Source organism: Microbacterium sp. NPDC057944 (assembly GCF_042887445.1).
In the GTDB taxonomy this organism is placed as follows: Bacteria; Actinomycetota; Actinomycetes; order Actinomycetales; family Microbacteriaceae; genus Microbacterium; species Microbacterium natoriense.
Genome location: NZ_JBHVPJ010000003.1, coordinates 206,904 through 225,589, shown reverse-complemented (window position 1 = coordinate 225,589; position 18,686 = coordinate 206,904). Strand labels below are relative to the sequence as shown.

Below are 18,686 nucleotides of genomic sequence, written 5' to 3'. Positions count from 1 at the left end.
CAGGTCCGGGTGGGATCAGCGCGTCAGAACGTGATCCACTCCGTCCGGGTGGTCACGGCGTCCAGAGCGTCCGCGTGCGGCGTCACGCCGATGCCGGCGTCGGTCGGCACGCGGAGCGCGCCGTTCTCGACGACGAACGGATCGGTGATGTCGCTCGAGTAGTAGCGGCCTGACCCCGACGTGTCTCCGGGGAGGGTGAAGCCGGGGAGGGCGGCGAGGGCGACGTTGGCGGCGCGGCCGATGCCCGTCTCCAGCATCCCTCCGCACCACACGGGGATGTCGTTCGCCACGCAGACGTCGTGGATGCGGCGGGCCTCCAGGTAGCCGCCGACCCGGCCCGGCTTGATGTTCACGATCGAGCAGGCGCCGAGGGCGATCGCGTCCGCAGCGGCCCTTGCCGACACGATCGACTCGTCCAGGCAGATCGGGGTCGTCATGGCCTCGGCGAGCTGGGCGTGGCCGATCAGGTCCTCCTCGTCGAGGGGCTGCTCGATCAGCAGGAGATCGAACGGGTCCAGTCGAGCGAGGTGCCGCGCATCTCCGCGGTGGTACGCGGTGTTCGCATCGACCTGCAGCAGCACGTCGTCGCCGAAGCGCTCCCGCACGGCACGCACCGGCTCGATGTCCCAGCCGGGCTCGATCTTCAGCTTGATGCGGACGTAGCCCTCGTCGATGTACCCGCCCACGGCATCCAGCAGTTCGGGGATCGAATCCATGATGCCGACCGAGACGCCGCAGTCGACGGCGTCGCGCACCGCGCCCAGCTCCCGCGACAGCGGAACGCCCTTCGCCCGCAGCTCGGCGTCGAGGATCGCCAGCTCGACGGCCGCCTTGGACATCCGGTGGCCCTTGAACTTCGCCAGCGTCGGCGCCACGGCGTTCGCGTCGAGGTCCTTCACCTGGGCCAGCGCGGGCAGGAGGAAGCGCGTGATCACGTCGACGCTCGCCCCGACGTACTCCGAGGAGTAGAGCGGATTGTTCATCGCCACGCCCTCGCCCCAGCCCTCGGCCTCGTCGGTGACGGCGCGCACGATGAGCGCCTCGCGCACCGTCTGCACGCCGAACGAGGTGCGGAAGGGCGACACCAGCGGCATCTCGATGACGCGGAGCTCGAATCCGGTGAGCTTCATTGCAGTTCTCCTCTGTCGATGGTGTAGGTGCCTGTGCGATCGAAGGAGAGCACGCGCGCTCCGTCGTCGAGCAGATCTCCGAGGGTGTCGCGCAGCGCGAGACGCCAGTGCGTCGCGTGCTCGGGAGCGGTCAGCCGCAGCGACTCGATGTCGCGGGGGAGCGAGACCCGCACGAAGCGCGCCCCGGTCGGATGCCGCACGGGGTCCTGGTCGTCGCCGACGGTGAGCAGCGGCTCGCCCTCCGGGGCGGAGTCGGAGTCCCGCGAGGACTCGCCCCGGCAGGCCGCGGCGACCCGCGGATCGTGCACGTACCAGGTGACGAGCATCCGGTCGGTGTCGTCGTCGCCGTTGAGGGCGTCGCTCATGTGGCCGTAGAAGTTGCGGTGGTACGCGGTCGGCGTCGCGGCGAGCTTGACGAGGTTGAAGTACGCGTTCCTGCTGATCAGCGGGTCGAAGGTCCAGGAGATCTCGTCGAGTTGCTCGTCGATCGCCCAGGAGCGCTGGTGGACCTTGAGGGCGAAGCCGACGCTGCGGCCGCGCATGCGCTGCGAGACGCCCGCGATGTGACTGTGCAGCGCACGCCGCTCCGGGGCGGCGAAGAAGCCGAAGCACGCGCCGACGAGCTCGTCGCCGTCGAACGCCCCTCCGACGTAGCTGCCCGACTTCGACAGCGCGCGCAGGGTCTCCACGTTCACCGGCATCCGATCACCGCCTGCGCTCCAGATGCTCTGGAAGAGCGCGGCGACCTGCGCGAACTCGGTCACCGTCGAGAGGAGGCGGATCTCGACGCCCGCGGCGTCGGCCGCGGCCCTCGCGAGGTCGGCGGCCTCGTCGCGCGCGGACCTCTGTGCGACGTCGTCCGTCATGGTCATGCCCCTTGTCCAGCCAGGACCTCGACGACGAGCGTCTCGAGGAGGGCGAGCCGCTGGGCGATCATGTCGACCTCGACGTGCTCGTCGTCGGCGTGGGCCCCTCCGCCGACGGCGCCGAGACCGTCCAGGGTGGGCACGCCCAGCCCCGCCGTGAAGTTCCCGTCTGACGCGCCGCCCACGGCGACTCCGTCGAACGGGGTCAGGTCCAGGCGCTCCGCGATGTCGCGGGCGCGGGCGAAGAGCGCGGCCGAGGAGGAGGTCTCCATCGGAGGCCGGTTCGGCCCGCCGTCGATGCGGAGGAGCGCGCCGGGGGTGCGCGGCAGGAGGGCGCGCATCGCGGCCTCGACCCTGTTCTGCTCCGCGACGGTCCGCACGCGCACGTCGACCGCGAACTCGGCATCGGCCGGCACCGTGTTGGTGGTGCTCCCCGAGCGCAGGAGCGTGGGGGTCACCGTCGTGCCGACATCCGCATCGCCCAGCGCCGCGACGGCGAGGACGAGATGCGCGGCCTCGATCGAGGCGTTCACGCCGCGCTCCGGTTCGAGACCCGCGTGGGCCGCGCGACCGGTGACGACGACGCGGTACAGCGACACCCCCTTGCGGGCGATCTTGAGATGACCGCCCTCGGCGGCGGCTTCGAGCACGAACACGGCGGAGCACCCGTCGGCCTCGGTCGTGATGAGCTCCTTCGACGTCGGCGAGCCGAGCTCCTCGTCACCCGTGATGAGGATGCTCACTCCGTCGCGGTCGGGCAGCGCGGCCACCGCGTGCAGGGCCATCGCCACACCCGTCTTCATGTCGAAGCAGCCGGGGCCGCGCAGGACGCCGTCGCGCACCGTGAACGGGTGCGTCTCCAGCGAGCCCACCGGCCAGACCGTGTCGTGGTGTCCGAGCAGGAGAACCCGCGGCTCGCCGAAGCGCCAGCGCAGATGCGTCCTGCCGTCGATCACGATGCGCTCGGGGCCGACGCCCAGCACTCGTTCTCCGAGGGCGGCGACGACCTCGGCGCTGCGGGCCACGGCATCCAGGTCTCCCGAGGGCGACTCGCACCGGATCAACTCCTCGACGTCGGCGATCAGCCGGTCGATGCCGACGACCTCTCCGACGCTCATCACGAGACCTTCGGCGCCGCGCGGACGCCGTAGTGCATGTACTGCTCACCCGTGGCGAGGCGGTAGAAGACGACGGAGTTCCACGCCTGCATCCCCTCGGGGCGGAGCACGAACTCGTTCTCCCTGACCGGCACGAGCGGGTGCTCCTGCACAGGGTCGGGGAGGAGCGCGGCGAGGGGCCCGGTGATCGTGGTGCGCAGCCGCACGCCGTCCTCGGATGCGAAGACCTCGGAGCGGACCCCTTCGCGATCGTAAGTGCCGAGCAGCTCGGAGACGTCGGCGTCGTAGGGCTCCTGCGGCGGAGCCTGCTCCGCGGGCAGATGCACGTCGGCGACCTCCGAGAAGATCTCCTCGTAGAGCTCGAGGTAGAGGTCGTGCGCGTTGCCGCCGTTCGTCAGCAGCGTGACGGCGACCCCCTCGTCGGGCAGCACGCGCAGGAATGCGGACTGTCCGATCGTGTTGCCGTCGTGACCGTAGAGCCTGCGGCCGCTCCAGTCGAAGAGGATCCAGCCGACGCCCCACGCATCGCCCAGCGTGTAGGGGTTCGGCACGTCGACCTCGCGCTGCTGCATCCGCTCCACGCTCGCCGCGGAGAGCACACGGGTGCCGTCGGCGGCGAGCCCGCCGGTGAGGTGCAGTCGCGCGAACGCGAGCACGTCGGCCGTCGTGGAGCAGACGAGACCCGCGGGGCCCATCGCCCGCGGCAGCATCCACGCGGGGGCGACCTGCGGGCCGTCCTCGCCGATCTCGGTGTGCCCGACGGCCGCGCTGTGCAGCAGCACCTCCTCGGGGAGGGTCGCCGAATGGGTGAGCCCGAGCGGGGTGATCACCAGATCCTTCAGCGCCTGGTCCCACGTCGTGCCGGTGATCTTCTCGATCACACGGCCGGCGAGCACGAAGCCCGAGTTGCAGTACGACATCGTCGCGCCGATCGGGTGGTTCTGGGCGACCCCGTCGAGCAGCGCGACGTACTTCTCGAGCGTGTCGTCGCCTCGCCCGGTGTCGGTGAACACGTCTCCGTCGATGCCGCTGGTGTGGTTCAGCAGGTGCCGCATGGTGACCGTGCGGGTGATGTCGTCGTCGGAGGAGCGGAACTCGGGGACGTACTCCACGACCGGACGGTCGAGGTCGAGGCGCCCCTCGTCGACGAGCTTCATGACCGCCGTCGCCGTCCACACCTTGGTCATCGAGCCGATCTGGAACAGCGAGTCGTCGGTGACGGCGACCCCCGTGCGGGCGTTCAGGATGCCGTGATGCGCGTAGACCGGATCCTCCCCGAGGCGGAGGATGCCGAGGGTCGCTCCGGGGACCTTGTGCGCGGCGGCGAGGACGCTGAGCCGCTGCTGCCAGTGCCGGGCGTCGAGCCGAGCGCGGCCGCGGACTCCGGCCGCGGCGGCGTACTGCTCGACCCAGTCGATGAGCCGCTGGGAGAAGTCGGCGCGGTGGGACGGCGGGCCCGACAGCGGGAACAGGTGAGCACCGCCGGGGTAGAGCACCAGGCGCGTGGGGACGTCGCGTTCGCGCAGGGCGGCGAACCACTGCTCGGCCTGTCCGACGGGGCAGCGTTCGTCGGCTGCACCGTGCAGGATCAGGGTCGGGGTGACGACCCTGTCGACGTGCGCGTACGGGGACTGCGCCGAGATGCGCTCCTCGTCGCGCCAGGGGAGTCCGCCGTTCTCCTTCGCGGAGAGGTAGTGGCCGACGTCGGAGGTGCCGCCCATCGAGAAGAGGTCGGTGACGACGCCGCCGGCGACGGCAGCCGCGAAGCGATCGTCGCGGGAGGTGAGGTAGCAGGTCATGAAGCCGCCGTAGCTGTAGCCGGTGACGGCGAGGCGGGCGGGGTCGGCCACACCCTCGGCGACCAGCTGGTCGATCGGCTCCAGGAAGTCGTTCGCGTCGCGCACGCCCCACCCTCCGGACACGGTGGAGAAGAACGCATCGCCGTAGCCGTCGCTGCCGCGCGGGTTGATCGTGAGGATCGCCCAGCCGCGCTGCGCGAGCACCAGGTGGTACGGGTGGGTCAGATCCGCGGCGCCGTTCCAGGCGTTGTGGGGGCCGCCGTGCACATCCAGCAGCAGCGGCACCGGGCCCTCGGCATCCGGGTCCCGTCGCAGCCAGCCGGTGACCACGGTGCCGTCGGAGATGGTGAACCGGCGCTCCTCGGCACGGAGGATCGGCAGGTCGGTCGTGCCGTAGGACGTGAGGGTGCGGATCCCCCCGTCGGCGATGTCGACGACGGCCACGTCGCCGAAGGAGTCCGGCGTCGCGAGCACGATCGCCGCGGTCGGACCCGCCACCGAGAGCCCGGAGACGTTCGCGGTGCCGTCCACGAGGGGACGGATGCCGGAGCCGTCGACGGCGACCCGGTACAGGTGGGTGTAGCCGTTGTCGCGCAGGCAGAACACGAGCGTCTCGTCGTCGGAGAACCGGGGCATGCCGCCCGGGTAGCCCGGCCCGCCGGGCATCACGTTGCGGTCGACCGACGAGGTGAGGTCGACCGGCGAGCCACCGCCGACGGGGAACAGGAGGAGACCGGCGTTGCCGACCTCGGTGTTCGTGCGTCCGGCGGCGACGATGTGGAGCCCGTCGGGCGTCCAGCCGACCGCGCTCGCCTGGACGTCGTCGGCGCTGACCCGCATCGGGGCGCTGTTGGGGTCGGTTGAGGACGTGACGTGCACCTGGATCCGCATCGTCAGGTCGGCGTCGTCGTCGGGGGACGACGAGAACGCGAGCAGCTCGCCGTCCGGCGACCAGAACGGGTCGGAGGCGTGAGCGTGACCGCGGGTGAGCGCGGTGACGGCGCCGGACTCCGCATCGACGACGTGCAGCTGCTGCACGAGCGTGCCCAGGTTCCCCGCGCCGTCGGCCTTGTAGCCGAGACGATCCGCGGCGCTCGGCGCCGAGCGCCTGGCGAGGATCGTCGCGGCGTCGTCACCGGGGAGCGCGGCGCTGTCGACCGGCGCGGCGAAGGCGAGCCTGGTGCCGTCGGGGCTCCACACCGGGGTTCCTGCGCCGAGCGGCAGCGTCGTCAGGCCGCGCGCCTCCCCACCGTCCGCGGGCAGAAGCCAGAGCTGGGCCGGGCCGTCCTGCGCACGCAGGAACGCGAGCTGCGACCCGTCGGGGCTCCACACGGGCGACGTGTCCGCGGTGCCGCGGGTCAGCCGGACGGGATCGCCTCCCGCGGCCGGCACCTGCCAGAGCGAGCGGGTGTAGCCGTCGGCCTCCCTGTCCGCGGTGCGCAGCGCGTAGACGACGCGCGACCCGTCGGGGGAGAGGGCGGGCTGCTCCGGCGAGCTGATGGACAGGAGGTCGTCGACGGTGACGCGGGTCATGAGGGCTCCAATCGAAAGGTCAGTCCACTGTGTCCGCTGCGAGGGCGTGGCGTGTTGTGCCCGCGTCCGAAACAGCGGAGGTGCTTTGGGGTTCGGGCACAGTTCCGATCGGGAGGGTCGAATCCGTGCCGGCGAAGTGGCAGGCCGCGCCGTGCAGACCGTGGGGGCGCACGGGGGCCGACGTCAGGCAGAGCTGACGGTCGGGGCGGGCGGCGGGCCCGATCGGGCAGCGCGGGTGGTACCGGCATCCGCTCGGCGGCGCGTGCGGATCGGCGGGCTCGACGCCGATCGGGGCGAGGGGGTCGATCGCGAGCAGATCGCCTGTCCTGGTCGGCGCGGCCTGCAGCAGGTCCTTCGTGTACGGATGCTGCGGATCGGCCAGCACCTGCTCGGTGGGTCCGGTCTCGACGATCTGCCCGAGGTACATCACGGCGATGCGATCGCACAGGTACCGCACCACGGCGAGGTTGTGGGAGATGAAGAGCATCGTGAGGTCGAGCTCGCCCCGCAGCTCCCGCACGAGGTTGAGCACGGAGCCCTGCACCGACACGTCCAGAGCAGAGGTGATCTCGTCGGCGATGATCACCTCGGGGCGGGCCGCGAGAGCTCGGGCGAGGGCGATGCGCTGACGCTGCCCTCCGGACAGTGCAGCGGGCAGCGAGGAGGCGCGCTCCGGGTCGAGGCTCACCAGCTCGAGCAGCCGCGCGACCTCGGCGCGGCGCGCGGCGGGTCGGCGAAGCTCGCGGGGGAGGGCCTCGGAGATCGACTCGCCGATCGTCATCCTCGGATCGAGAGACGAGAAGGGGTCCTGGAACACCATCTGGATCGGTCGGCGCCGACGGAATCCGCGGACGTCGGCGCCGTCGAGGGTGATCGCGCCCTCGCTGATCGGGGCCAGTCCGATCGCCGCCCTGGCGAGGGTCGACTTGCCCGAACCGGACTCGCCGACCAGGCCGACGACCGATCCGGTCGGCACGACGAGGCTCACGTCGTCGACGGCCGTGAGACCCGACCGGTGCGAGCCGAAGCGCACGCTGACGTGGTCGAAGCGCAGTTCGCTCATCGGGTCGCCGCCTCTCGTTCGAGCCGCGGAGTCGCGGGCTCCTTCGTGACCGGATGCCAGCACGCGACCCGGTGGCCGTCGGAGGCGACCGTCAGCTCCGGGTCGCTCTCGCGGCAGAGCGCGGATGCCATCGGGCAGCGATCCGCGAACGCGCACCCGGCGGGGAAGGCGCCGGGTGCGGGCGGTCGCCCTGGGATGGTCCGGAGGGGGATGTCGCGGTCGGTGTCGAGCTCCGGGATCACATCCAGGAGCGCACGGGTGTACGGATGCTGCGCATCGGAGTGCAGGACTCCGGCGGGGAGATCCTCCACGATGCGTCCGGCGTACATCACCAGCACACGGTCGCACGTCTGCGCGACGACGGCGATGTCGTGGCTGATGAGCAGGATCGCGGCATCCGTGTCGCGCCGCACCGTCGCGAGCAGCTGCAGCACCTGGCGCTGGACGGTGACGTCGAGGGCCGTGGTCGGCTCGTCGGCGATGATGAGGCGCGGGTGGTTCATCAGACCCATCGCGATCATCGCGCGCTGGCGCATGCCGCCGGAGAACTCGTGCGGGAACTGGCGCACCCGCCGCTCGGCCGCGGGCACGCGCACGGCCTGCAGCCGCTCCACCGCCCTGGCCATCGCCGCGCGTCTGCTCAGACCCTGATGCTCCGACGCGGCCTCCGCGAGCTGCGATCCGATCCGCCGCGTCGGGTTGAACGAGGTCATCGGGTCCTGGAACACCATGGCCAGCGACGTGCCGAGGAGTCCGCGGAGTGCGCGGTCGGGTGTCGTGAGCAGCGACGTGCCGCAGAAGTCGAGGGCGGCCGCCGACACATGTCCCGGGGTCTCGATCAGCTTCGCGGCCGCGAGCGCCGTGAGGCTCTTGCCGGAGCCGGACTCGCCGACGACACCGATCGCCTCGCCGCGGCGGATGTCGAAGGTCACGCCGCGCACCGGCGTGAGCCATCCGGCCGGGGAGGGGAAGGAGACGCGCAGGTCGTCGACGCGGAGCACCACTTCTTCGCCGTCGACCTGCGCGGGCACGGGGGCGCCGCTGCGGGCGGCGAGGGGCAGCCGCGCACGGCGCCGGGCGGAGCGTCCGCCGAGCGCGGCGGCCGCGGTCTCGCCGAGGAGGTTGAAGGCGAGTCCGGCGATCACGACCGCGACCGCGGGGCCGAGTGCGGCGGCCGGGTTGAGGTAGATGCGGTTGAGGCCCTCTCCGAGCAGTCGGCCCCAGTCGTAGGCGGGGACCTGCACGCCGAGTCCGAGGAACGACAGCCCGGCGAAGGCGAGCAGGGCGGAGCCGGCGGCGACCGTGGCGTTCACGATGAGCGGCTCTCCGATGTTGGGGAGGATGTGCCTGATCAGGATCCGGAAGCGGGAGACCCCCGCGACCTGCGCCGCGGAGATGAAGTCGCGCCCGGCGATCGCCGAGGAGAGCGTCTGGGTGAGGCGGGCGAAGCCCGGGGCCATCGCGAAGCCGATCGCGAGCACGGAGCCGGTCGTCCCGACGCCGAAGATCACGGCGAAGAACAGAGCGAGGAGGAGCCCGGGGAAGGCGACGGCGATGTTCACGAACCCGGCGATCGGGCGTCCTGCCCATCGGGGGAGCACGGACGGGGCCGTTCCCAGGATCGCGCCGACGGTCACGCCGATGACGACGGCGATGACGGCCAGGAGCACGGACAGCCGCGTGGCGACCATGACCCTGGCGAGCACGTCGCGGCCGAGAGCGTCGGTGCCGAGGAGATGGGCGGCGCTGGGACCCTGCGTGATGGCGGTGGGGTCGACCTGCTCCGCCTGCGCGCCCCAGAGGATCGGGGCGAGGATCGCGGTCAGCGCGACGAGGGTCACGAGGGCGAGGGAGGTGATCCCGAGGGGCGAGCGGACGATGCCCGCCCAGACGGTGCGCGCGGACATCAGGCCTCCCGGATGGTGGAGCGAGGATCAAGGATCGCGAGGATGACGTCGATCACGAGGTTCACGAGCAGCACGCCGACGCCGTAGACGAGCACGATGCCCTGGACGACCGAGTAGTCCTTCGACAGGATCGACTGCACGATCATGGTGCCCAGCCCCGGCCACGCGAACACGTTCTCCACGAGCACGGTGCCGGCGACCATTCCCGTCAGCAGGAGACCGGTGAGCGTGAGCGTCGCGGTCATCGCGTTGGGGAGGGCGTGGCGGGAGTAGATGCGATGAGGGGCGAGCCGCTTGGCCCTCGCGGTGCGGATGAAGTCCTGACCGAGCACGGAGAGCACCTCCACGCGGATGATCCGCGAGAACACGGCGATCGGTCCGAGCGCGAGCGCCACGATCGGGAGCACGAGGGCGAGCGGCGCCGTGTTGCCCGCGACCGGGAACCAGCCGAGGGAGACGGCGAAGATGTAGACGAGTCCGACCGCGAGCAGGAACTCCGGGATGGCCGCGAGGACGACGCTGCCGGTCGCGAAGCCCAGCTCGAGGCCGCGTCGTCGGCCGCCGCGCGTGGCGACGGCCATCGTCACGCCGAGCGGGACCGAGACGAGCAGGACGAGCAGGACGGCGAGGATCGCCAGCTGGAGGGTCGCGGGCAGACGGGTGGAGATGATCTCGGAGACAGGCTGGCTCGTGAGCATCGACGAGCCCATGTCTCCCGTGAACAGTCCGCCGATGTAGCGGACGTACTGCACGGCGAGGGGCTGGTCGAGGCCGAGCGCTGCGCGGCGCGCCTCGACCAACTCGACGGGGGCGTTCATCCCCAGCGCAGCGCGCACCGGGTCGCCCGGGACCAGGTGGATCATGAGGAAGGCAGCCGTGACCAGCACCCACACCGAGAGGATGAACTGTCCTCCGCGACGGACCAGGAAGGACACCCACGGGTTGTCCGACCGTGCGGATCTGATCAGGATCGCCTGAGTGGTGGTGGTGCTGGCCATCGGCTGCTTCCGGTCCTTACTCGTACATGCGGATCGACGTGGGGTCGATGCCGTCGCCCTCGGTGAACGTCGCCTTGTTCGCGAAGGTCGAGCGCACGATGTTCGCGTAGGGGACGACGCTCGTCGTCGAGAACAGCGCCTGCTCGGCCGCGCCCCAGTCGTCGCATCCGTCTGCGCCGGCCTTCTGCGCCGCGGCGGTCACCGCTGCGGTGTACTCGGGGTTGTCGACGCCGGCGAAGTTCGTGCCGTTCGGCGGAGTCGGGCCGGAGTAGAAGGGAACGAGCATGCTCGGCAGCGCCACGGTGAGGGGTGCGGCCGAGACGTCCCAGTCCCCGGTCGAGAACAGGGTCTCGCTGAGCTTCGGGGAGTCGACCGCCGTGACGGTGAGCGAGACGCCCAGCTCCTTCCAGGTCGACTGGATCAGCTCGGCGGCGGCGTTGCCCGCGTCGCCGAACAGCGAGGGGTAGATCATCCGCAGCTCCAGCGGGGCGCCGTCCTTGCTGCGCACGCCGTCGGCGCCGAGCGTCCAGCCCGCGTCGTCGAGGGCCGCGGCGGCCGCCTTCGCGTCGAGCTTCGGCAGGAAGCCGCTCACCACATCGGCGCGGCAGGGGTTCGGCGAGACCGTGACGAGGCCGGTGGGCACCGTGCCCTCGCCGCCGGTGAGCACCTGGCGGAGCTGGTCGAGGTCGAGCGACTCGGCCAGAGCCTCGCGCACGGCCTGGTCGGCGGTGGGGCGGCCCTCGTTCTGGTTGAAGACGAGCTGTCCGCCCGGCGTCGGGATCTCGGTGTGGAACAGGCCCGCATCCTGCAGCCTCTTCTTGTCAGGGCCGAGCACGAGCGCCGCGTTCACCTCGCCGGAGAGCACGAGGTTGACCGACGTCGTCTCGTTCGGCACGACGCGGAACACGACCTCGTCGGGGAGCCCCTTCTGGTCGGGATCCCAGTCGCCAGGACCCCAGGTGAAGTCCTTGCGGCGCGTGAGGGTGTACTGGCTGTTCGGGACGATCTCGCCCATCGTGAACATCCCGGTGGAGCCCTCGCCGGCCGCGAGAGCCTTCGGGTCGTCGATCACGGTGCCGCAGACGATCGAGATGCCGCCGATGTTCTCCACGAGGAACGCATCGGGGCGCCCGCTGGTGACGGTCACGGTGCGCGCGTCGTCATCGCCCGTCGCGGTCGTGCCCGGTTGCACCTGGAGCCCGACCAGCGGCGAGCCGTTGGCGGGGTCGGCGATGTGCACGATGTTCGCCGCGACGTCGGACGCCGTGAGCGGGGTGCCGTCCTCACAGGTGAGACCCTCACGGAGGGTGAAGACGGCCTGAGTGGTGTCCGACTCCCACTTCTCGGCGAGACCGGAGACGATGCTGCCGTCTTCGAGGACCTCGACGAGCCGTCCGTAGAGGAACCGGTCGATGGAGCGGGCGACCGACATGACCGTGATGAACGGATCGAGACTGCCGGGGTCGGTCGAGATGACCGAGGTGAACGTCTTGCCGTCGACGAGGGTGCCGGAGCTCCCTCCGCCGCCGGTGTTCGCGCCGGCGGCGCACGAGGTGAGGGCGAGCGCCGTCACGCTCAGCAGCGCGACCAGCGGGGTACGAGAACGCATCAGAAGCCTCCAGCAGTGAGTCGGGTGAGGTGGGGGGAGAGGGGTGACGACGGTCAGTCCGCGAGTCCGCGCAGGTGCTCGACCGCGGCCAGCGCCGCACGGCCGATCGACGCGTCGACGAGCGGTTGACGGTCGGCGAGGGTGTCGGCGAGCGTGAACACGGCGACGGCGAACTGCCGTCCGTCGGGGTAGGTCACGACGCCGGCCTCGTTGCGCCAGCGGGGCAGCGTGCCCGTCTTGGCCGCGATCTGGACTCCGTTCGGGAAACCGGACGAGAGCCGGTGCGGCCAGATCTGCTGCGCCATGATCGTGCGCGCCTGCTCGCACGCGGATGCCGGAGCCGCCGCATCCGTCCAGAGCGCGGTGAGAAGCGTGGTCACGTCCCGCGGCGTCGAGTGGGATGTGCGGGGGGGATCGAGGGCGCGCAGTGCGAGCAGGTCCTCCGCGGAGGCCGAGAGGAGGAGCTCGTCGAGATCGTCGTCGGGCGAGCCGCCCAGGTCCTCCACCACCGAGGCGAACAGGTCTTCGCAGCATCCGATGAGGGCCGTGCGATCGAGACCGAGGTCGGAGATCACGCGGTCGACGGCGTCGCCGCCGAGGCGATGGTAGATGACGTCGGTGGCGGCGTTGTCGCTCATCGTCATCATCAGGAGGGCGAGGTCGCGCCAGCTGGCCTCCACGTCGTCGGCGAACCCTGCGGTCCCGACGCCGCCGATGCGGTACCGCGCCGTCACGGTGGTGCGCGCGGTCTGGTCGAGCGCGCCCGCGGCGACGTCACGGACGAAGGCCGTGAGCACGAGGATCTTGAACACGGAGGCGAGCGCGACGGGGTCGTCCGATCCCACGCCGACCTCCGGACCGTCCTCGACGCCGATCTCGCGGGCGTGCAGGAAGCCTCGGGCTCCGGCATCCGCGAAGATCCGGGCGATGTCGGCCTCCACTGCGGTGGAGGCCGTCGTCGCGGGCGTGGCGCTCACGCGTGGATCCGACGGTCGGCGCGTCCGGTGTGCAGGTAGAGCGCGCGGCCCTCTCCGTCGTCTCCGACGAAGGCGTGGGGCATGTGCATGCCGTGCTGCGGTTCGCGGGGGAGCAGGCTGTCGCCGCTCCACCCGACGAGCTCGACCGGCTCCGGCGCGGGGCCGAGCTCGGCGAAGATGCCCTTCATCGTGCGCTCGAGCCAGATCCGTCCGTCGTCGTCGACGCTCACGACCGAATCCGAGACCGACGACGAGTACGTGCCGAGGATGCGATCGAGGTCCACCTCGACGGGGGAGGCGGGGACCTCGGGGAGGGCGGGCATCGTGACCCCGGCGAGGGCGCTGAGCACCTTCGCGGTGATGGTCTGGTACGCCTCGACCGCGCGTCCTCCGTTGGTGAGGATCGCCACGGCCACTCCGGCCGACGGGACGATGCGCAGGAAGGCGCTCTGTCCGATCGTGCCGCCGTCGTGTCCGATGACCGGTGCACCGTCCCAGTCGAAGAGCTCCCAGCCCAGGCCCCATGCGTCGCCGAGGACGCCGAGGTCGGGCAGCTCGACCTGCTGCTCCTGCATGGCGCGCGTGCTCTGCTCGGAGAGCACGCGGGTGCCGTCGGCGGCGACCCCTCCCTCGATGTGCATGCGGGCGTAGCCGAGCAGGTCGCGCGGCGTCATGGCGAGCATGGAGCCCGCCGGTGCGTTCGAGCGGACCAGGCTCCAGACCGGGGCGGGGACGGGCTCGTCGCCGTCACCGGAGGGGACGTGGCCGAGCGCGGCGCGGAACATGATCGCCTCCGGCGCCGAGGTGGCGACGTGCGTGAGCCCGAGCGGGGCGATCAGGTGGGTGCGGAGGGCCTGGTCGAAGGGCATGCCGCGCAGCACCTCGATGATGCGGCCGAGCACGACGAATCCGGCGTTGTTGTACGAGAAGCGCTCGCCGGGGGCGAACAGCTGCGGCGCATCGGCGATGGTCGCCAGGTACTTCTCGACGGCGTCGTCGCCGACCCCGGTGTCGTTGAACAGGTCGCCCTCGAAGCCGCTGACGTGGCTGAGCAGCTGCCGGGCGGTGATCGCGGAGGCTGCGGCGTCGTCGGCGATGGCGAACTCCGGCACGACGTCGCGCACGGGGGCGTCGAGGTCGAGCAGACCGTCGTCGACCAGCTGCATGATGAGCGTCGCCGTCCAGGTCTTCGTGATCGAGCCGATCTGGAAGACCGAGTCGTCGTCGGCTTCTACTCCGGTGTTCCGGTTCAGGATGCCGGCCGACGTCGTGAAGATCTCGCCTCCGGCGAGGACTCCCACGGATGCGGCGGGGATGTGCGCGTCGGCGATCAGGGCGGGAAGGTTGTCCCGCAGCCAGACGCCGATCTCGTTCAGGTCGGACATGTGCGCTCCTCTTCATCGAGTGCGCCGTCGATCGGGGTGCGACGGCGATGGGCCGAGACTATTCGCGTGTGCGGAGACGCCGTTGGTCGGCGGCGACGAGACTTGCCGGGAGCTTGGTGCTCGCGGACGAAGCCCCGCGGATCACCGTCGTCGCACGGCGCGGAGTCCGATGTGCAGCAGGTCGGGGCCGCCCTCCGCGGCGTCGAGCAGACGGCCGACGGCGACGCCATCGTCGGTCACGAGCGCCCGGTCCTCGCGGACGCCCAGCCGCAGCGGCGGACGCGGCGGGAAGCCGAGGGCGGCGATGTCCTCGCGCAGCACCATCGTGAACTCCAGCGCGTCTCCCACCCGCGTGACGTCGTAGTGCCACTGGCCGGCGTCGTACCGCCCGACCGTCACGTCGAGCGCATCGATGGTGCGCTGGGCGGCCGGCGTCTTCTCCGGAGCGATCCCGCGGAGGTGCTCGAAGCACCAGTCGATGACCCTCGTCCCGAGCGCCTTCCCCGCGCCGCTGTTGGTGAGCACGGTGATCGCGAGATCCTGGTCCGGGGCCATCACGAACTCGCTGAGCTGGGTGTCGGCGATGTTGCCGCCGTGCATCACGAGTCGGGCGGAGCCATGGTGCGAGAGGAGCCAGGGGAAGCCGATCGCGTCGACCGGCGGACCGGCGCTGAGCTGCGGCTGCTGCATTCGGAGCCTGGTCGCCTCGCTCACGGGCGGAGTGCCCTCGCTCTCCCCGCGCATCTGGAACCGCGCATAGCGCAGCTGATCGCCCACGGAGGAGACGAGCCCGCCCTCGGGGTCGATGTCGCGCGTGATCGGCCACTGGCCGAGGGGGGAGACGGTGCCGTCCTCCGCCGTGACATGGCCGAGCGCGTGGGGGCGGGCGATCACCTCCCACGGGAAGAAGAAGGTGTCGGCCATCCCGAGCGGATCGAGGACGATGCGTCGCACGGCCTGCTCGAACGGTTCGCCCGCGACGACCTCGACGATGCGCCCGAGGAGGCGGATCCCGGCGTTGCTGTACGACGCGATCATGCCGGGGGCGAAGAACTGGGGGAGCTCGGCGAAGCTCGCGATGTTGCGGGCGAGGGAGTCGGCATCCCAACCAGGCTGCTCGTCGGCGTCGCCGAGGAATCCGCCGGAGTGGGTGAGGAGGTGTCGGACGCGCAGGGCGTCGAGGGCCGCGGCATCGCCGAGGCGGAAGTCGGGGAGGATGTCGATCACACGGGCGTCCAGGTCGAGCAGTCCGTCGTCGACGAGGCGCATCGCCGCCGTGCCGGTGAACGTCTTCGACGTCGAGCCGATCTGGAACAGGGTGCGCGCGGTGACCGGCGCACCCGTCTCGGTGGAGGCGACGCCCGTGACGGCGATGAGCTCGTCGTCGCCGTCGAGCACGCCGACGACGGCACCCGGCACGCCGAGCTCGGCGGCGGTGGCGTCCAGGAAGGACTGCAGGTCTTCGGTCATCATGCGTCTCCTCGTACCGCGCGACCGGGGAAGGCATCGGTCACGATCTCTCCGGCGTGCACGACGGGGGTGCCGTGCACGTACAGCTGCCGCACGCCCTGGGAGGGCCGTGTGGGGTCGGCGTAGGTGGCTCGGTCGGTGATCGTCACGGGGTCGATCACGACGACGTCGGCGTCGGCGCCGACGGCGAGATGTCCCTTGCCGCGCATGGCGGACGAGACCTCGTCGAGGACCCGCGCCGGAAGGTAGGAGCAGCGTCGGAAGGCCTCGACCCAGGTCCAGGTCTCGGACTCCCTGACCATGAGGCGCAGGGACTTCGCGAAGGTGCCCGCCGTGCGCGGGTGCGTGTGACCGCCGGGAGGCAGCGGCCACTCCCGCTGTTCGTACGCGGTCGGGGCGCCGGCGGTGCTGGTCCAGGACACGGGCATGGCGTCGCTCGCGACGATCGAGTCGGGGTAGGCGAGGGCCCGGTGCAGATGCACGCGGTCGAGCGGATCGGCCTCGTCGAGGAAGGTGACGATGCACGTGGCGCCGGGGTCGGCGGCGCGCACCTCGCGGAGGCGCGCCTCGTCGGCGATGCGCTCGCCGGTGTCGACCAGCACGAGCGAGCTCGGCGTGATGCCGAGCCCCCGCAGCTTCTCGGGGGCGAGGAAGAACGCGCCGATCGCGGTGCTCCCCGCGCCGTACGGGTACGCCTCGACGGTCACGCGCGACCCGGCCGCACGGCTGCGATCGAGGAGCGCGAGCACGCGGTCGACGTGCCGCAGGGACGTGCTGTTCACGTGGCAGTGGTGCATGGCCGCCCCAGTCTCGGCGGCGGCGCGCACGAGCTCCTCTGACCCGTCGATCGGTGTCGCCGGATCGGCCTCGATGAGCTCGCGGACGTGCGTGAAGGTGGGGGCGTGCGCCGCCGCGGCCAGGCGGGAGAGCGCGAGGTACTCGTCCGGATCGGAGCGGGGCGCGTAGCCCATGAGGACGCCGATGCCGAGGGCCCCGGCGGCCAGCTCGCCCTCCAGCAGGCCGAGCCAACGCGTGCGTTCGGGGGTGCTCGACGATCGCTGCCACTCGACGTTGCCGAGCAGGTCCATCGACGCGGTGAAGTCGGCGACCGGGACGCGGTCGAGGTGCGCGAACGCCCTCGCCTGCGCCCAGGATGCCGAGAAGCCGTAGTTCAGCGGGCGACCGTCCGCCCCGGCCCTGGCCATCGCCTCGGCCACCGGCATGAGGCCGGCCTCGAGGTCGAGCGCGGTGGTCACGCCGTCCATCGCCTGCAGCCGCTGTCCGGCGATGGAGTGGACGTGGCTGTGCAGGTCGACGAAGCCGGGGCCGACGATCAGCCCGCGGACGTCGACGACCGCGGTGCCGGGGGGAGCGACCAGATCGACGCCCACGGCGGCGATGCGTCCGTCGGACATGAGGAGGTCGGCGATCCGGTCGGCGCCGGTCTTCGGGTCGACGACCCGGCCGCCGCGCAGCAGTGTGTTCACGCGCCCAGCGTGGCATCACGTGTGCGGGGGAGTCCGGTGCACGGGCACGAAATCAGACGGGTCATCCGGTACCGGAGCACAAGCCGCGCACCCGCCGCGCAGCTCGGAGGTGCGCCGGAGGGCGGGGAGAGACATAATGGGGACGATAGATGTGACCGTGCACATGCGAGGAGGCTGTGATGTCGACGGCCTCAGAGCGCGCACGGATGCCCAGCATCCGCGACGTCGCCCGGTTGGCAGGGGTCTCGCACCAGACCGTCTCCCGGGTTCTCAACGATCATCCGAGCATCCGTCCGGAGACCAAGGCCAAGGTGCTCGACGCGATCTCCGTGCTCGACTACCGGCCCAATCTCGCGGCCAGGGCGCTCGTGACGAGCAAGTCCAACATGCTCGGCATCCTGTCGGCGACGGTGGGGGAGTTCGGTCCCACCTCGTCGATCGTGGGGATCGAGGATGCCGCGCGCGAGGAGGGGTACTCGGTCTCGACGCTGAACCTCTCGGCCACCACGCCAGAGGCGATCGGCAATGCGCTGCGGCAGCTGTCGCGGGAGCAGGTCGACGGCATCGTGGTGCTCGCCCCGCAGGTGCGCGTGTTCCATGTCCTGCGCGGAATGACCGTCGACATGCCCTTCGTGACGCTGCAGACGGCGTCCGGATCCGACGGCGTCAGCCACTCCGCAGACCAGGTCGCCGGAGCCAGGGCGGCCACGGAGCACCTCATATCCCTCGGGCACACCGACATCCTCCATCTGGCCGGGCCGCAGGACTGGATCGAGGCGGAGTCGCGCATGAGGGGCTACCTCGATGCGCTGAGGGAGGCCGATCTGCCGACGTTCCCGCCGATCCGCGGTGACTGGACGGCGGACTTCGGCTTCTTCGCCGGTCAGGAGCTGTCGCGGCGCCGGGACTTCACCGGGATCTTCGCGGCCAACGACCAGATGGCGATCGGCCTCATGCACGGCTTCCGGGTCGCGGGTGTGCGGGTGCCGGAGGACGTGAGCGTGGTCGGCTTCGATGACATTCCGGTCGCGGCACATGTCGCCCCGTCGCTGACGACGGTGCATCAGGACTTCCCCGAGCTGGGCAGGAGAGCCGTGCGGATCCTGCTCGCTCAGATCCGCGGTGAGGCGGTGCCGGAGTTCGGCGCGCTGCAGACGATGCTGCGTCCGCGGGAGTCGTCCGCGCCGCGATAAGGGCACGATTCGATCACGGGCTTGACACTGCCCCGTGGAGAGTGGACCATATAAACCAATGTGAACGGTCACATGGAAGATGACCGCAAAGGCGCGAGGAAGATCCGTGAGCACCACAGCAACGTTGCCGGTCGTGTCAGGCCCGATCCTG

Annotated in this window: 13 protein-coding genes; 1 reads left to right on the top strand and 12 read right to left on the bottom strand. The window is 71.2% G+C overall.

All coding sequences use genetic code 11. From position 1 onward, the window contains the following. Positions 1-23: 23 nt before the first annotated feature. From menC to ACFVRO_RS18155, 12 genes are all read right to left on the bottom strand, one after another. Positions 24-1,130, bottom strand: a complete 1,107-nt coding sequence (gene menC, locus ACFVRO_RS18210) for an o-succinylbenzoate synthase (RefSeq protein WP_386954977.1) — start codon at positions 1,128-1,130, stop codon at positions 24-26. Continuing rightward, positions 1,127-2,002 (bottom strand): GNAT family N-acetyltransferase, encoded by an 876-nt coding sequence (locus ACFVRO_RS18205; protein ID WP_386954974.1) that lies wholly within the window; start codon positions 2,000-2,002, stop codon positions 1,127-1,129. The genes menC and ACFVRO_RS18205 overlap by 4 nt, the downstream gene beginning before the upstream one ends. After that, complete coding sequence (locus ACFVRO_RS18200) at positions 1,999-3,114, bottom strand: M20 family metallopeptidase (RefSeq protein WP_386954971.1); 1,116 nt, start codon at positions 3,112-3,114, stop codon at positions 1,999-2,001. Before ACFVRO_RS18200 ends, ACFVRO_RS18205 begins: the two co-directional genes overlap by 4 nt. Continuing rightward, the gene (locus tag ACFVRO_RS18195; RefSeq protein ID WP_386954968.1) at positions 3,114-6,446 is read right to left on the bottom strand and encodes a serine hydrolase; all 3,333 of its coding nucleotides are present in this window, start codon (positions 6,444-6,446) and stop codon (positions 3,114-3,116) included. Before ACFVRO_RS18195 ends, ACFVRO_RS18200 begins: the two co-directional genes overlap by 1 nt. Positions 6,447-6,465: 19 nt before the next feature. Then, positions 6,466-7,509, bottom strand: coding sequence for an ABC transporter ATP-binding protein (locus ACFVRO_RS18190; protein ID WP_105672280.1), 1,044 nt, complete (start codon positions 7,507-7,509; stop codon positions 6,466-6,468). Beyond that, positions 7,506-9,416 (bottom strand): dipeptide/oligopeptide/nickel ABC transporter permease/ATP-binding protein, encoded by a 1,911-nt coding sequence (locus tag ACFVRO_RS18185; protein ID WP_386954966.1) that lies wholly within the window; start codon positions 9,414-9,416, stop codon positions 7,506-7,508. The genes ACFVRO_RS18190 and ACFVRO_RS18185 overlap by 4 nt, the downstream gene beginning before the upstream one ends. Beyond that, a complete protein-coding gene (locus ACFVRO_RS18180) occupies positions 9,416-10,414 on the bottom strand; it encodes an ABC transporter permease (RefSeq protein ID WP_386954963.1) in 999 nt (332 codons plus the stop codon). Before ACFVRO_RS18180 ends, ACFVRO_RS18185 begins: the two co-directional genes overlap by 1 nt. A 16-nt stretch (positions 10,415-10,430) precedes the next feature. Continuing rightward, positions 10,431-12,023, bottom strand: coding sequence for an ABC transporter substrate-binding protein (locus ACFVRO_RS18175; protein ID WP_386954960.1), 1,593 nt, complete (start codon positions 12,021-12,023; stop codon positions 10,431-10,433). 53 nt (positions 12,024-12,076) lie between these two features. Then, positions 12,077-13,000, bottom strand: a complete 924-nt coding sequence (locus tag ACFVRO_RS18170) for a serine hydrolase (protein WP_386954957.1) — start codon at positions 12,998-13,000, stop codon at positions 12,077-12,079. Then, complete coding sequence (locus ACFVRO_RS18165) at positions 12,997-14,385, bottom strand: serine hydrolase domain-containing protein (protein WP_386954954.1); 1,389 nt, start codon at positions 14,383-14,385, stop codon at positions 12,997-12,999. Before ACFVRO_RS18165 ends, ACFVRO_RS18170 begins: the two co-directional genes overlap by 4 nt. Positions 14,386-14,526: 141 nt before the next feature. Then, a complete protein-coding gene (locus ACFVRO_RS18160) occupies positions 14,527-15,858 on the bottom strand; it encodes a serine hydrolase domain-containing protein (RefSeq protein ID WP_386954951.1) in 1,332 nt (443 codons plus the stop codon). Further along, on the bottom strand, positions 15,855-17,342 hold the full coding sequence (locus tag ACFVRO_RS18155) for an amidohydrolase family protein (RefSeq protein WP_386954948.1): 1,488 nt from the start codon (positions 17,340-17,342) through the stop codon (positions 15,855-15,857). The genes ACFVRO_RS18160 and ACFVRO_RS18155 overlap by 4 nt, the downstream gene beginning before the upstream one ends. A gap of 179 nt (positions 17,343-17,521) precedes the next feature. Between ACFVRO_RS18155 and ACFVRO_RS18150 the strand changes: the two genes are divergently transcribed. Beyond that, complete coding sequence (locus ACFVRO_RS18150; RefSeq protein ID WP_105672272.1) at positions 17,522-18,535, top strand: LacI family DNA-binding transcriptional regulator; 1,014 nt, start codon at positions 17,522-17,524, stop codon at positions 18,533-18,535. The last annotated feature ends 151 nt before the right edge of the window (positions 18,536-18,686 follow it).